The sequence below is a fragment of the Micromonospora sp. PRAS1 genome, assembly GCF_059553435.1.
The window spans coordinates 147,953-162,510 of sequence record NZ_JCANNB010000010.1 but is presented as its reverse complement, the minus strand read 5'-3'; the positions used below and the strand labels follow the sequence as shown (position 1 = coordinate 162,510).

The 14,558-nt window shown below is 66.6% G+C and carries 12 protein-coding genes and 1 pseudogene; 9 read left to right on the top strand and 4 right to left on the bottom strand.

All coding sequences use genetic code 11. From position 1 onward, the window contains the following. Positions 1 to 113: 113 nt before the first annotated feature. Together AC507J_RS12550 and AC507J_RS12545 are read right to left on the bottom strand one after the other, a co-directional pair. Positions 114 to 2,993, bottom strand: a complete 2,880-nt coding sequence (locus AC507J_RS12550) for a hypothetical protein (protein ID WP_496289302.1) — start codon at positions 2,991 to 2,993, stop codon at positions 114 to 116. Positions 2,994 to 3,188: 195 nt separating this feature from the next. Continuing rightward, positions 3,189 to 3,485, bottom strand: a complete 297-nt coding sequence (locus AC507J_RS12545) for a hypothetical protein (RefSeq protein ID WP_496289337.1) — start codon at positions 3,483 to 3,485, stop codon at positions 3,189 to 3,191. Between the two features lie 58 nt (positions 3,486 to 3,543). Between AC507J_RS12545 and AC507J_RS12540 the strand changes: the two genes are divergently transcribed. Then, the gene (locus AC507J_RS12540; RefSeq protein WP_496289301.1) at positions 3,544 to 4,572 is read left to right on the top strand and encodes a DUF4238 domain-containing protein; all 1,029 of its coding nucleotides are present in this window, start codon (positions 3,544 to 3,546) and stop codon (positions 4,570 to 4,572) included. A 442-nt stretch (positions 4,573 to 5,014) separates the two neighbouring features. Next, positions 5,015 to 5,512 (top strand): NUDIX domain-containing protein, encoded by a 498-nt coding sequence (locus tag AC507J_RS12535; RefSeq protein ID WP_496289300.1) that lies wholly within the window; start codon positions 5,015 to 5,017, stop codon positions 5,510 to 5,512. Here the strand turns inward: AC507J_RS12535 and AC507J_RS12530 are convergent. Next, positions 5,501 to 6,460: a Gfo/Idh/MocA family protein gene (locus AC507J_RS12530; protein ID WP_496289299.1), complete on the bottom strand. Its 960-nt coding sequence runs from the start codon at positions 6,458 to 6,460 to the stop codon at positions 5,501 to 5,503. The genes AC507J_RS12535 and AC507J_RS12530 overlap by 12 nt on opposite strands. Positions 6,461 to 6,470: 10 nt before the next feature. Here AC507J_RS12530 and AC507J_RS12525 point away from each other — a divergent pair. Together AC507J_RS12525 and AC507J_RS12520 are read left to right on the top strand one after the other, a co-directional pair. Continuing rightward, positions 6,471 to 6,938 (top strand): annotated as a pseudogene (locus AC507J_RS12525) (IS5 family transposase); the annotation flags it as partial. Positions 6,939 to 7,176: 238 nt separating this feature from the next. Next, positions 7,177 to 7,833: an HAD family hydrolase gene (locus AC507J_RS12520; RefSeq protein WP_496289298.1), complete on the top strand. Its 657-nt coding sequence runs from the start codon at positions 7,177 to 7,179 to the stop codon at positions 7,831 to 7,833. Here the strand turns inward: AC507J_RS12520 and AC507J_RS12515 are convergent. Then, positions 7,830 to 9,164, bottom strand: a complete 1,335-nt coding sequence (locus AC507J_RS12515) for a helix-turn-helix domain-containing protein (protein ID WP_496289297.1) — start codon at positions 9,162 to 9,164, stop codon at positions 7,830 to 7,832. The genes AC507J_RS12520 and AC507J_RS12515 overlap by 4 nt on opposite strands. A gap of 481 nt (positions 9,165 to 9,645) precedes the next feature. Here AC507J_RS12515 and amcA point away from each other — a divergent pair, with 481 nt between their 5' ends. Genes amcA through AC507J_RS12490 form a run of 5 tightly spaced genes read left to right on the top strand, consistent with a single transcriptional unit; the run spans position 9,646 to position 14,526 of the window. Beyond that, positions 9,646 to 9,828, top strand: a complete 183-nt coding sequence (gene amcA, locus AC507J_RS12510) for a multiple cyclophane-containing RiPP AmcA (protein ID WP_496289296.1) — start codon at positions 9,646 to 9,648, stop codon at positions 9,826 to 9,828. Beyond that, on the top strand, positions 9,825 to 10,796 hold the full coding sequence (locus AC507J_RS12505; protein WP_496289295.1) for an NAD-dependent epimerase/dehydratase family protein: 972 nt from the start codon (positions 9,825 to 9,827) through the stop codon (positions 10,794 to 10,796). The genes amcA and AC507J_RS12505 overlap by 4 nt, the downstream gene beginning before the upstream one ends. Positions 10,797 to 10,817: 21 nt before the next feature. Beyond that, positions 10,818 to 11,762 (top strand): thymidylate synthase, encoded by a 945-nt coding sequence (locus AC507J_RS12500; protein ID WP_496289294.1) that lies wholly within the window; start codon positions 10,818 to 10,820, stop codon positions 11,760 to 11,762. A 32-nt stretch (positions 11,763 to 11,794) separates the two neighbouring features. Continuing rightward, positions 11,795 to 13,498, top strand: coding sequence for a carbamoyltransferase family protein (locus AC507J_RS12495; RefSeq protein ID WP_496289293.1), 1,704 nt, complete (start codon positions 11,795 to 11,797; stop codon positions 13,496 to 13,498). Next, a complete protein-coding gene (locus AC507J_RS12490; protein WP_496289336.1) occupies positions 13,492 to 14,526 on the top strand; it encodes a CgeB family protein in 1,035 nt (344 codons plus the stop codon). The genes AC507J_RS12495 and AC507J_RS12490 overlap by 7 nt, the downstream gene beginning before the upstream one ends. The last annotated feature ends 32 nt before the right edge of the window (positions 14,527 to 14,558 follow it).

The following is a 14,558-nucleotide window of genomic DNA, read 5'->3' as shown; positions in this document are numbered from 1 at the left end:
GCTCGACGGCTGGAGCCCCGGCAACCCGGAGCGCTTTAGGTAGTTCCGAGAGGTGATCGGCGACGGACCGGCGCGAGGTAGGTCCGGCATCAACGTCAGTTTCATCCCCGATGTCAGGCCCTGCGGCGACCAGCTTGGGCTCTTGCGGTTCGGGCGATCAGCCTTCGGTGGTCGGCCTGGAGCAGGTGCCGGACCTCGTCGTGCTCGGGGCTGTCCTTCAGGGAACTGGCCAGCGCATATCTGACGGCTGGCTCTGGGTCCTTCGCCAGCTTGACGCCTAGGTCGGGCCACTGGCTGGGTGCGCGCACCCACACGCGTGCGGCGAAGGCTCGGGGTGCCTTGTTGGGATGCGCGGCGAAGACCGGGAGGTCGATCTGGAGGGCCTCCACTGGGAGAGCGATCAGTGCGTGCGCGATGTGGAGCCAGTCGGTGTCCCGTGCGCCATACATCAGAGAGATCGCCAGTTCCTGCACCTGCGTGAACTGCTCCTGAGTGGTCGCGAGGGCGGCCGCGACGCGCAAGGCGAGAGCAGCCAGCGGCGGCGTGCCACCGGTAAACTTGAAGCGGGCGAATGGGCCGTTGTCGATCCCAAACGCGACCAAGCTCTCCGTCGGCTCCCGGACGAAGCTCATCAGCGCGTCGAACGTCGCGGACCGCGTCGCCGCTGGCAACGTGGGAGCGAGATACAGAATCGCTTGGAGGGCATCGGAACGATTTTCGGCGGCGTCGCGCACCTCGGCCACTCTGTCCAGCATTGCATCGGTGAAGGTAGTCCGGTCTGTGTCGTCAAGAGTCCGCACTAGCAGGGCGGTTTCCTTCAGCGTCGTGCCGAAGGTGGTAACGCTAGGGTTGAACGCAAAGGGCTGCGAGTCGCGCTCAAAGCTAGAGCGAGCAACCGCCAATACCGGCTCGATGTCGCTACCGGCGAGCACGAGCGTGAGTGCGGCGTACCTATTTCCCTCTGAGGCCGCTGACGCCAGGCGCTCCGAAACGCGTGATGGGTTCGAATGGAAGAGAAGTTCTCCTTTGTCGGACGCGTAGTCGGCAATATGATTGTTCAGCAGCACGGCATCGCACAGAGCGTCGATCACCCGGGCGCTCAGTGAAGGGTGACTTTCGGCAATGGCAACCGCTGCCGTGATGTATTCCTCGTAGAACGCGAAGAACGAGTCAGGCGTCGACTCGGATAGGTGGTCCTGCGTCAGGTTTAGGAATCCTTCTGCCTCTTCCAGCGATGCGGCACCGCAGGTTCCGGCGAACGCTCCGAAGGCGGGCCCCCACGTGTCAATGGGTGAGCGCGAGAACTTCTTCGTGGTGAGCTCGCGATATGACGCACTTGCCCACTCCCGGGCCGTCTCCTCGGGGATGAGTTCGGCGGCCATCGACGCAAAGCGGAAGGCCGCCGCGCGTTCCCAGGCCGGCTGATCGTCCGACGGTGGATGGAAGTCGAGCGGCTCGTCGGGCAACCGGCCGACCAGGGCCTTCAACTTCTGCGAATAGCTGCCGTAAACGTAGTGCCTGATCGCGCCGGTCCACTGTCCGGTTTCCGTGTACAGGTCCCCGAACCGCTGGTGTGCCAGGAACTCTTCCTGCCAGTCGGCGCCCAGTACCGCATAGGAGAGGTGCTGGTGCAGGTTGTGTCGCGCGTCGGGCCACCGCTTGTCGAGGATGTTGGACTTCGCCCGTGAGGCGTACGGCTGTGGCTCCGGCAGCACTGAGCCGCTGCCGCCGACCTTGAGCGCCTGTGCGACCAGGTGAGTGTCCGCCGCCTTCATCTGCGGGCCGAAATTCTGCCTCGCGACCCAGACCGTGGCGTAGAGCCAGGACGCGGCGGAGTCGTTGAGTCCGGCCTGGACCGCCACGTCGATGGCGTCTTGCCATCGTCGGAGCGCTTCGCCCGTCCGCCCTTTGAGCGCCAGATGGCGCGCATGCCGAGCGGCGATCCATGCGACGGCGTTCGGCGGATAATGCCCTTTAGCGCCGTCAAGCCGACTCCAGTCGTCGGCCACTTCAGCGAGGCACATCAGAATGCGCGCCCGGATCGTCAGGTGATCATCGTCGAGAGGGGTCGTCAGAGCGGCATCGCGCAGGCGGTCCATCCGCATGGTCAAGAGATCGGCACGGCGCCACACGATGCACTGTTCCGCGAGCATCAATGCACATTCGAGATATTTCATGTCAGTGCTCTGGAGCGCATCAAAAGCAGCAGCTACGTCATCGATACTTACGGAGTGGCTATAACCGAATGCAGCAACGCAGGAAAGCGCGCTGATTGATCGGAGGATCGACTCGGACAGGTGTTGGCGATTGCTGTCTAGCTTGCGTATGTGCTCGGCTACGGCGAACGAGTTTCCGTAGGTGTGGAGAGCCCATCCCAAGTTGAGGCGCAGGGCGGCAGCAGATTCGAAGTCGCCGCCGGATTCGAGGGCCTCGCACTGGCGGGTCCGGAGCAGGATCGCATGCCGGGCGAAGGGCGAGGCCTCGAGTCTCGACGCCACCTCGGCGAACAGCGACGCCGCTTCCAGAGGAGACTCGGCCACTCGCTCTTCTGCCTGCTGAAGCCGCTCCGCCTCGCCCAGATGGGCGATCGGACCGCGAAGCACCGCGTCCGACGTGACTGGCGGAACGCCGTTAATGCGCCGTGCGATCGCCGCGAGGTCCGCGTCGCGCACAAAGCGGTCACCCTGGCGTTTCTGTTGCTCTTTCCACCCCAGGAGTTCCTCGATCGTGTAGACCGAATCATGCTGGTCAACCGGAGGATGATGCACGCCGCAGACGAGAAGCAAGTTCTCGAAGTCATTGATATCGCCCGTATACGCCGGGTCGTGGCGCGGCCCTTTGGGCGACTCGGACCGGATGTGCGCGATCTGCGCCGTCGGGGTCAGCAGGCCTCGGTCCTCGAAGATGATCGGGCTCGCGCACCCGGGGTACGCGCAGTGGGCCGCCGTGCCAAAGAGGAGCTTCAGCGTTCGATCCTTGTAGCTGCGTGGCACTGGATGATCTTAGCGTGCACCCGCAACCAATCACGCGGGTGGAGCGGAGCGATCCTCGGCGGGAGCCGCGGTCCGTACTCCGGCAAATGTGCGACATGACCGTGCTCTTGGGTTGAGCAGAGCGCGGCGATCTGCACGGTGGCCCGGTAACGGCAGGCGAGCTTGTCGTACCTGGTGGCCACAGCGCGGAACTGCTTACAGCCGTTCGGTGGTGTTGCGTTGGCGGTAGCGGTGCGGGCGAACGGTAGTCGGACGGCCACCGCGTGGTCCTTTCCGGGCCCGGTTGGCTTTCTGGTCGTCCTTCTCGGGAATGTCGTGCGGGATGCGCCGGGCCCGCAGCACAAGGCGGTTGCCTCGGGAGCTGTACTCCTTGTCCGCCGAGAGGGAATCGAGGCGTTTGCTCGGACGGCCGATCCCGCCGTGACGGGTCACGGCCACGTCGTCGAGCAGCCGTACCAGTTGGCGTGCGTCGTGGTCCTGGCCCGGGGTCAGGTGGCTGATCAGGTTCCGGCCCCGTCGCGCTCAGGCTTCGATTGGTAGTTTGTATCGCGTGCAGTACATCAAGCCCTCAGGATCACAGCATTGGCCGCTCTTCTTCCGGCCCAAGCGTCTTGATCTTCAGGAGTGGCTTACGCAGCAGATGGCACGTCCGCCTCGGCCGCCTGTCCGGCGCCAGCATCTGGTATCCCAAGCGCTTCTGCGGCAGTTCTCGGGCCCCGAAAAACCGATCAAGATCGGCACCTACCGCCTCGAATGGAAGGCCTATTCAGAAAAGGCTCCAAAGTCGTGCGGTTACCTCAATGACTGGACAACATCATTCACCGGCGAGATGGAACAGGCGTGGCAGCCCATAGAGAACCTTATTCCGAGCGCTATTGCCGCTGTCGCAGCTGGCCGAGTGCTAGGCGATCCGGCGCTGCTTACTGTGCTAAAGCGCACAATAGCGATCCACCGGCTCAGGAGTCACACACTCCGGCGGTTTGGTCAGTCGGCTGCAGACGAAGCCATTGCTAAGTCCCTGAGGCGCCTGACCGCGACTCAGGACGTCAGGAAGTATCTTGCCCAAGAGTTTCGCGCCCTGCACGGACGAGAGTCGGCAAGTGAGGAGGACCTGCGCTCGGTTCTGGTAGATAAGGCCAAGGGCTTAGCCAACTGGGACCCGGCCATCAACTTTCGCAAGAAAATAGACGAGTCGTTCGAGGATTTGAAACGGATCGTTGATCAATGCAACGTGGAGATCCTGCGAGCGCCGACTGGTCGTCATTTCATACTCGGAGACACCCCGGTCTTTCTGGTGCCCCCAACTGGACGCACACGTCGCTCGGGCGACTTGCCTCTGTTCGACTCGCAATTCATGATCCTTCCAGTGCATCCCGATTACTGCTTGAGGCTCCCAACTAAGACGAATTCCATAGTCGCCATCGGTCATCGCGATCTAGAGCGCATAAATGACGAGCAGATCGCAAACGCTTACCGGTACGTTTACTTCATGCCTGATGCGCGGACACTTAACTATATTAATGCCAGGGCGAAGCGATGGAGGCCACCTCCGGTGATAACTGAGCTGGTAGCTCGATAGGTTCAGCCGGTGTCTCCGCAACTGCTTCCGTGCTTACTCTCATGCCGCGAGTCGCGTTCGTCTCTTCGCCGTTCGGTGGCCCGACGTAGTTAGATCAGGCAGCCGTCCCGGCGTATGACAGTGCCCCTCGTGGCGCCGGACGTCGATCCATCTACTTGTGGATCTTTGTTGCTCATCGTGTACCTGGCTCTGCACTCATGCTGTACGCGACAGGCGGCTCGGGTGGACCAGGTTCGCTCATCGAGCAGCACGGCTTTGATCGCGGCGAAGAACGACTCGGCGACGGCCTTGTCCCAGCACTCCCCCGGCCGCCGTCGGACAGCCGCACCCGGTGCTGGCCGGGCGAGCGTCCTGGGATGTACCGACAGCTCTCGCCGCACTGCGGTCGCCGAACTCGCTCGATTCGGGGAAACACACGAGGCGAGCCCGTAGGGTCTGCCGCGTGGCCGAGACACAGACCGAACCTGATCTCTCTTACATCGCCAACGTGACGCGCGTGCGCGCAGCCGCCGGCATCATTCTTCGCGACGAGGCCAGGCGGGTGTTGGTAGTTCACCCGACGTACAAGGACGTGTGGGAGATCCCCGGCGGGATGGTGGAACCGGACGAATCCCCCGCGGAGGCGTGTGTGCGCGAGGTCAGGGAAGAGCTGGGCCTGTCGGTGTCCGCAGGGGCGCTGCTGTGCGTTGACTGGGTGCCGGCGAGCCCGCCGTGGGACGGCGGGCTCATGTTCGTGTTCGACGGCGGGGTGCTGACGGCGGCTCAGATCTCGACGATCCGCCTGTGCCTTGACGAGCTGGACCGATTCGAGTTCGTCAAGCCGGAATGCTTCGGCGAGGTGTTGATTCCTCGGTTGGCTCGGCGGGTTGCCGCAGCGGTTGCCGCGATCGGGCGTGGCGGTATCTACCTTGAGGATGGAGTCGCGACCTCAAGCAGGTAGTCGGCCGCGCTGAATCGTGGACGCGGGTGCGCGCGGCATGTCAGGAGTGGTGGAGCTACCGGTTGCTGCCGAAGTGAGAACTGCCTCGGTGGCGGCGATGGTGGCGACTGCCTGCTGCAGGGTCACAATCGGTGCTTCTTGGCCGAGGATGGCGTCGCCGAAGGCTTCGTGTTCCCTGAGCAAGGGTTCTCGTTTCGGGATCGCGTATCGGGTGATGGCTCCTTCGGTGACACCGCGGAACACTTCGGCGGCGGCCCATTCGGTTGGCGCTGAGCCGTTGGCGTAGAAGGTGAGACCGCCGTGGACGGTGTCGGCGGCGAGGCAGCCGTGAGCGCCGGTGACGATGGTGATTCGTTCCTTGAGTGGGGATAGCCAGCTGACGATGTGGCTGGTGAGGGTGCCGTCACTGAGTTCGCCGAGGATGACGGCCAGGTCTTCGGCGATCCGGCCGCTGCGTGCCATGGTTCGGGCGGCGACCGAGACCAGCGGCATGCCGGTGACCCAGGTGGTGATGTCCAAGTCGTGGGTGGCGAGGTCGAGCACGACGCCGATGTCGCGGATCCGGGGCGGGTAGGGCCCTTTGCGCCGGGTGGTGATCTGGTAGAGGTCGCCGAGGGCCCCCCGTCGGCGAGTCGGACCCGCATGGCTTCCAGTGCGGGGTTGTACCGCTCGGGGTGGCCTACAGCCCCGATCAGTCCGGCGGTGTTGAAGGCTTGGGCGAGGGCTCGTGCGGTGCCCAGGTCCGGGGCGAGGGGTTTCTCGATCAACGCTGGCACGCCCGCCTCGGCGAGTCTGTGGCCGATCGGCCCTGAGGGACGATCCGGCTAGGCCCTGTGTCGAAGTCGGTGCCAGGGCTTGGGCTGCCGGTTTGAGGAGTTGGCGTGTCGGTGTTCGAGATGTAGCGAGGTCTCCGGTATCTGGTTCAGCGACCAAGCAGAACCCGAACACCGGAGACCTCGTGAACACCCTAGCGGTGACGAGGCGGCATGACCTGACCGACGCACAGTGGGCGGCGTTGGAGCCGTTGCTACCTGCGGGGCGCAGGCCAGGTCGGCCGTCGACATGGACGAAGCGGCAGCTCATCGATGGAATTCGGTCGCGGGTACGGGTTGGCGTACAGTGGCGGGACGTCCCGGACTGCTACGGGTCCTGGGCTGCGGCGTACGCGCTGTTCCGGCGCTGGCAGCGTGACGAGACCTGGGCGAGGATCCTGACCGCCTTGCAGGCCCTGGCTGACGGGGCCGGACGTGTCGTGTGGGACGTGTCGGTGGACTCGACTGTCGCCCGGGCGCATCAGCACGCCGCTGAAGCGGCGTAAAAGGGAGATCTGCAGGCCGAGCCGCCGGGCGGGGTCACGGTCGAACCGGACGATCACGCGCTCGGGCGCTCGCGGGTCGGCCTGACCGCGGCTATCCAATCTGAATGCATTGCATCGAGGGCGATAAAGAAAAGTGCACCTCACCTGCAAGGATGTACGTATCTAGACCATTCCATAGCAGAAAAAGGTGAACCTTTCTGGTGAGTAAGAGCAGCGGCTGGTCATCGACCCGGCGGGAAGGGTCTGGTCGGTCTCGGGTGCGGTGTTACTGCCGAGCCGAGCCAGTTCGGCATTCCGCCCGCGAGTGGACGTTGATCCCGATGGGTGCACCGGGCACAATCGCCGGGTGATTGCGAGCGTGTTCTTCGATGTGGGCGAGACTATCGTCGATGAGTCTCGGGAGTACGGCACGTGGGCGGACTGGCTCGGGGTGCCGCGCCATACCTTCTCGGCCGTCTTCGGGGCGATCATCGCTCGCGGCCTTGACTATCGGGAGACGTTCCAGGTCTTCCGGCCGGGTTTCGACCTGGCCGAGGAGCGGGAGCGCCGGACGGCGGCGGGGCAGCCGGAGTCCTTCACCGAGGAGGATCTCTATCCGGATGCTCGGCCGTGCCTGGCCGCGCTGCGCGAGTCGGGGCTGCAGGTTGGCCTCGCTGGTAACCAGACGGCGCGGGCGGAGACGATCCTGCGTGCCCTGGACCTACCGGTGGACGTGATCGGCACCTCGGACGGCTGGGGTGTGGAGAAGCCTTCCGCCGCGTTCTTCGACCGCGTGATCGCCGAGGCGGGATGCCCGGCTGACCAGGTGCTCTACGTCGGGGACCGGTTGGACAATGACATCCGGCCGGCGCAGGAGGCGGGTATCGCGACCGCCCTGGTCCGTCGCGGCCCGTGGGGTTACATCCTCGGCGACAAGGCGGTCAGCGACCGGTGCCTTTTCCAGCTCGACTCACTGGCCGAGCTGCCTGACCTCGTTCGCAAGCACAACGAGTCGGCCCGCTAACTACCCGGCAGCGCGGTGCGGCCGGCGGTGAGGGCGGCGACGCGTTCGTCCAGCATGGTGCCGTGTCGGCTGTCGCCGAGCATGGGACGGACGGCTCGGACCCGGTCGAGGCCGACGCCGTACCAGTCGTTCTGTAGGGCGTCGACGGCCTGGTTGAGGTAGTCGGCCGCCTTGTCGCCGTCACTGCCGTGGGCGGTGGCCAGGTCGGCGAGTACGACGCTGCGCTGCTTGGCACCGGTGGCGGTGAGCGCGGCGAGTGCCTGGTTGAGCTGGCCGGCGGCTTCGCTGTGGTCGCCGCTGGCGAGGGCTGCGTATCCAGCGAACGAGTTCAGGCGGCCGTCGTCGTAGAAGTCCAACCATTCGGGCGGGTTGCCGTCACCGTCGACCGCGCCCGCGGCGAGGTCGATGTGACGACGGCTGGCGGCTGCGACTCCGGCACGCGCCTCGACCTCGGAGGCGACGCAGTGCAGCCATGACCGGACCAGCGGGCTCACGCCGTGCCAGGTGTGCTGTAGAGCCGCGTCGACCAACGGCCGAGCGTTGTTCGGCTGGTGACCGAAGGCAGGAACGAACGCCATGTGGCCGAGGACAGCGGCGGCCAGGGCGTGGTCGCCGGCCTCGCGGGTGGCGGCGAGGGCGACGTCGTAGCAGCGTTCCGCGATGGCCGGTTGGTTGAGGTCGAAGAAGGCGAGCCGGGCGGTGAGCAGCGCGGACTCGGCGAGAGCGGAGGCAAGGCTGGTTCGGCTGGCACCGGTGGCAGCGCGCAGAAGCCCGATGCCGAGCTGGGTGTGGGCGTACGCGGCCTCGTGCAGCGGCCGGGCCGGGCTGGTCCAGTACAGCTCGCGTTGACAGCGCACGATCTCCCGGTACGAATCGGGGTCGACGGCCTTGCCCTCGGCGTGTGCGGCGTCCGGGTCAAGGGACAGCAACGGCGCGACCAGCGGCAGCATGCTCGCACCGACCAGCGCGCGCAGCACTGATGCGCGGTCCCAACCGTTGCCTTTGCCCTCTTCAGTGAGCATGTCCCACAACCTCCTGAACTCGTGCAGTGTTTCCGCGTCCGGGCGTACGGCCAGTTCGTCGGGGGTGAGCAGGCCGAGGTCGCTGGCCGGCTTACCGAATATCGCGACCAGGTGTTTGCGGTACCGCGGATCTGGCCACCGCTCGCCGATCTCCCACCGCCGGACGGTGTTGGCGTTGAGCCCGGTGTCGGTCTCTCCGGCGCGGCTCATCTCGGTGCGAATGCGTTCGGTGACCTCCTCGTAGGACCAACCGCGTTGGAGTCTCTCCCACGCTAGCCGCCGGTTCGAGGGGTAGCGCCGTTCCGCCATCGCGCACCTCCGGTCATCGCCTGTCGACGTCAATCACGCTAGCCAGTCCGGCTACGCGTCGTCACCACCTGGTTGCGATTGGACGGGTAGTGGACGGTACCGGTCCGCCGCCGTGGGCGGTTCGCTAGTGCCGAACATCGAAGCCGCCTGTTCTTGGCTGGCCTCGGTGGTCGCCGACCAGTCCCGTCAACGGCATGAGGTTCGTGGTGGACACGTCGCACAGACCCGAGATTGCGTCGCCCCGGCCGAATCCGATTGCCTCGACGGCGGTCGGCTTCGGTGCCGTGAGGATGACTCCGCGCCCGCGTACTGCCAACGGGGCTGCGCAGGCGAGTGACCGGCGAGATTTCCCGACTCGCCGCCTCTCGGTCGCGGACCCGCCAGGCTCCCGGCGGGTCCGCCACACCGACCGTCGATGCCACACCTCCGGCGGTCGGTCACAACAGCCCAGGCACGGTACGGCCCAGGTGAGGGGTCGGTGATGGCTCTCTACATCTCCCGCCATGCCACCGCAGCGGCGGCCAACAACTCCACCAGAACGGCCCGCCCTGAACCCGTGCTCATGGCCGAGCGGGTGGACCTTCCTCGCATCGACCCGCCCCTGTTCAACCACGTCTGGCAGCGGCTTTTCGAGCAGACCCTGCGAAAGGAAGAGCATCGATGATGTCTCGTGTCCTGGTTACCGGTGCCGCCGGCTTCATCGGCTCGCACCTGGTCGACGCGTTGCTGGCCAGAGGCGTCACGGTCGTCGGCCTGGACCGTCGACGACTCGGCGAGCATCCACTGGCAGACGAGAACCTGGCTGGCGCCACCGCCAGTCCCCTCTTCTCCTCCTACTGCCTGGACCTGGCCGCCGATCCGCTCGACGATGCGGTGGCCGGCTGCGACACCGTGTTCCACCTCGCCGCGCGACCGGGAGTTCGGCCCTCGTGGGGCCACGAGTTCCTCGACTACAGCCAGGCCAACATCCTCGGCACTCAGCGGTTGCTGGACACATGTGCCCGCCAGGGCGTACGTCGGTTGGTCGTCGCGTCGTCGTCGAGCGTCTACGGGCCGGCCGATCGGCCCAGCCGCGAAGACGATCCGACCTGCCCGCTGTCCCCGTACGGGGTGAGCAAACTCGCCGCCGAGCAACTCAGTCTCGCCTACGCCCGACGAACTGACAGTGCGTTGAGTGTTGTGGCGTTGCGCTACTTCACCGTTTACGGGCCCCGGCAGCGTCCCGATATGGCGATCGGCCGGGTTCTGTTCGCCGCGTACACCGGATTTCCCGTCATGCTCTTCGGCGACGGTAGCCAGCGACGGGAGTTCACCTACGTCGGCGATGTCATCTCCGCGACCCTCGCCGCCGGTCACCTTGATGGTCGAGCCGAGGTCGTCAACATCGGCGGCGGCGCCAGCGTCTCGATGCTGACGTTGATCGACGAAGCGGCGCGGGTCACCGGTCGCGAGGTGCCGGTGAAGGTCGTGTCCGCTCAACCCGGCGACGTGGCTGCGACAGCAGCAGATCTCACCCGCGCCGGCCGGCTACTCGGCTACTGGCCCACCGTCGGGCTCCGCGAGGGCCTTACCCGCCAGGCCACCTGGCTGGTCAACCTCTCCGGCGATCGACTCGCCGCTTTTGCCTCCTGACCTCCACCAAGGGAGTTGCACATGATCGTGCTGACCGCTGGTTCGGCAAGTGAGCTGTTCACCGCCGCCTGCCAGGCCGTACTGCTCAATGGTCGCGTCGTCTGTCCGCGTGACCTCACCACGACCGAGGTGGTCGGAGCACACCTGTGCCTGACGAATCCCCGGCGGCGACTCGTCGACGTACCCCCTGCCAGGGTGATCAACCCCGCGTTCGCGGTCGCGGAGGCGCTCTGGATCCTCTCCGGTTCCGACGCCTCCTGGATCTTCGATTACAACGACCGGCTGCGCATATACGCCGACGACGGCGTGCTGCGCGGCGCGTACGGGCCGCGGCTGCGCCGATGGGACGGCCAGATCGACCAGCTCGACGCGGTACGGCAGCAGCTGCTCAAGGATCGGGATTCACGGCGAGGGGTGATCCAGCTGTACGACCCGTCCCGCGATCTTCAGGGCTACCGCGACGTGCCGTGCACCCTCGGGTACCGGTTCTTCATCCGGAAGAGCCGGCTGATCATGCACACCAGCATGCGCAGCCAGGACCTGTGGCTCGGTTTCCCGTACGACATCTTCACCACCACGCTGATCCACGAGTTGATGGCAGGCTGGCTCGACGTCGAGCTGGGCGAATACCACCACCACGTCGATTCCCTGCACCTGTACGCCGAGAACGCAGAGGCAGCTGCCGCTTCCCTGCACGGCGCCGCCGGCACTGCGGAACTGGACCCGATCGCCGTGCCCTGGACCGACCTCGATCCCCTGCTCCAGCGCGTGATCTCCGGCGACGCCGGACCTGGCGGCGGTTCGACCTTGGATGCCTTTGGCCGGACTCTCGCCAGCTACCGTGCCTGGAAGTCCGGTGAACGCGACCAGGCACGCAAGATCGCCGCCGACACTCCTGATCCGCTCGGCCGTGCCCTGGCGACCTGGTACGACCACCTCAGCTCACGCGCGTCCGGCGGCCGATGATGATTGCGCAAGGGTCCACGCATGATGCCGAGGTGGTACTTGGGCTCTGCGCCTTCACCCACGACTCGGCTGCGGCGCTCCTGGTCAACGGCCACCTGATCGGCTTCGCCGAAGAGGAACGCCTCGACGGGGTCAAGCACAGCAAGGCGTACCCGGCCGGAGCCGTCGCCTGGCTCCTCGACCAGGCCGGTCTCACCGCAAACGACGTGACGACGGTGGCATACAACTTCGACGGTCGCCGCTACCTTTCGGCGCTCGGCCAGCTACCCGGCCAGCTGGCCCGGCCCGTGACCCGTAACCGGGCCATCCCACGCTCACGCAGCTTCCTCACCGTCCAACGCCGCTACCGGGCACGCATGCGGGATCTGTCGCGGCGGTTCCCGCTCGCTCGACTCGTTCCCGTGCTGCACCATCGGGCACACGCCCTCTACGCCTTCCTCCCCGCCGAGGTGGACGATGCAGCGGTCCTGGTCGTGGACAGTCTCGGCGAGCTGCAGACCACCACGATCTGGCACGCCACACACCACGATGATCAGCCCTTCCGCCTCCGCCTGGTCGAATCCGTCGAGGATCCGGCATCGCTCGGCTACGCGTACGGCGCCGTGACCGAGCACCTCGGGTGGCGGCGCGGCGACGAAGAAGGCACCGTCATGGCGCTGGCCGCCCTCGGCGACCCGGCACGCTTCCGTGACCTGATGTCCCGGGCGATCCGGTTGACCACGGACGGGCTCACTCTCGATCCGAGCCTGTTTCCGCTGCGGGTGTTGTCCAGCCGGTACCGCCGAACGAGCCCGGCGTTCACCGCTGCGGCCTGCCCGCCGCGGCCGCCGGACGCCCCGGTCGAGCCGGTGCATGCGGACCTTGCTGCCGCCCTACAGGAACGTACTGAGCAGGTCATGCTGCACCTGGCCCGGCAAGCCGCGCGGCTGACCGGCTCCGGTCTGCTCTGTCTCGGTGGCGGCGTCGCGATGAACTGCGTCGCCGCAGGGCAGATAGCCGAGGCCGGCATTGTCGACGAGATCCACGTCCCGCCCGCGCCGGGAGATTCGGGCACCGCGATCGGCGCTGCCGCAGCCGCCTGGATCGACGCCACCGGCCGCCCACCCACCGGCATCGGCGGACGCTGCTACCTCGGCCCGGCGTACCCCGACCTGTCCCTGCCTGCCGAGCCACGGCCCGGCCTGGCCGCCGCACGCCCGGCCGACCCGGTCCAGCACCTCGCCCGGCAACTCGCCGACGGTGCGATCGTCGGACTCTTCACCGGCCCGCTGGAAGCCGGGCCCCGGGCGCTGGGTAACCGTTCCATCCTCGCCTCGCCTTTCGCTGATGAGGTCGTGGACCGGCTGAACGGCACGGTGAAGTTCCGCGAACCGTTCCGCCCGTTCGCTCCGATGGTCCTCGCCGACAAGGCAGCCGACTACGTGCGGCTTCGCCAGCCCTCACCGTTCATGTCCATCGCCGCACCGGTCACCGAGCTGACCCGAAACGACCTACCTGCGATCGTGCACGGCAACGGCACCGCCCGGGTGCAGACCGTGACCCGCATGCAGCATCCGTTCCTCGCCAACGTGCTGGCCGCCTTCGGCGAGATCACCGGACACCCGGTGCTGATCAACACCTCGTTGAACATCAAGGGCAAACCGATCTGCGGCACCCCGGACATGGCCCTGGACTGCCTCGCCGGGACCGGCCTGGACGCCCTGCTCATCGAAGGCTGGTGGGTGACGAAATGCTGATCGGGTACAGCTTCTGGGGATTCCTCGGTCCCGGCGTCGTCGACACCCCCGACGGCGGGCGCAGTCACCGCCGGCCCCTGGTCGACGGGCTTCGCCAGGCCGGCCACGACATCGTGTTCCTCCAGCTCAACCGTGACCTCTGCGACGCCGGCCTCGACCTCACCGGCAGCTACCGGTGGGATGTCGGCCTACCTGAGTTCGACGCGTTGTTCCTCGAATGGCGCTGGCCAATCGCCGGCCGCAACACCACCCCGTGCGGCCGGCCCGGACACACCTGCGACCTGCACCGGCAGGCCGAACTCGTCACCCACTACACCCACCGGCTCGGCACCCCGACGATCCTCTGGGACAAGGACAGACAGCTCGACCCCGGGGATCCGCTCCGCCAGGCCGGCAACGTCACCGTCTGCGAAGCGGCCATGCGCCCGAGCCCTGGAGCGACGCCGCTGCTCTTTCCCGTCGCCGACGTGATCCTCGACAGCGCCGATCCCACCGTGCTCGCTGCCCGGAATCGCTCGACGCCGCTGGTCTACGTCGGCAACCAGTACGACCGTGACGAGGCCTTCGACACCTTCTTCGCTCCCGCCGCCGCACACCTGCCGCACCTGATCGCCGGCAAGTGGACCGACACTCAACGGTGGCCCGGTCTCAACTTCGTCGGCCGGGTCCCGTTCCCACAGGTCGCCGAGATCCACGCCGACGCCCTAGCCACGGTGCTGCTGCTTCCCGAGCGTTACGCCGAAGCCGGCCAGATCACCCAACGGATCTTCGAAGCGGTCCTCGCCGGCTGCGTACCTCTGCTGCCCACCGGTGTCCGCGGTGCCGCCGAACTCGTACCGGCGAGCCTGCACGTCAGGCACGCCACCGACGTGCGGCGTCGGGTCGGCTGGCTCGCCGAGATCGCCAGGACCAACGACCACGCCGACCTGATCGACGACTGCCTGCGCCGTCTTGCCCCGTTCCGGCTCTCCACCCAACTCGGCGTGCTGGATCGCCTCCTACGCCATCCGGAACCGGTGCCGTCGTGACCTGCCGTGTCCTCCCGACCTCACCGCGCAGT

What these genes read in the sequence shown, in the direction of transcription:
- AC507J_RS12515 (WP_496289297.1), bottom strand. Translation starts at nt 9,164, where the DNA reads ATGGCGGAACGGCGCTACCCCTCGAACCGGCGGCTAGCGTGGGAGAGA.
- AC507J_RS12505 (WP_496289295.1), top strand. Translation starts at nt 9,825, where the DNA reads ATGATGTCTCGTGTCCTGGTTACCGGTGCCGCCGGCTTCATCGGCTCG.
- AC507J_RS12490 (WP_496289336.1), top strand. Translation starts at nt 13,492, where the DNA reads ATGCTGATCGGGTACAGCTTCTGGGGATTCCTCGGTCCCGGCGTCGTC.
- amcA (WP_496289296.1), top strand. Translation starts at nt 9,646, where the DNA reads ATGGCTCTCTACATCTCCCGCCATGCCACCGCAGCGGCGGCCAACAAC.
- AC507J_RS12500 (WP_496289294.1), top strand. Translation starts at nt 10,818, where the DNA reads ATGATCGTGCTGACCGCTGGTTCGGCAAGTGAGCTGTTCACCGCCGCC.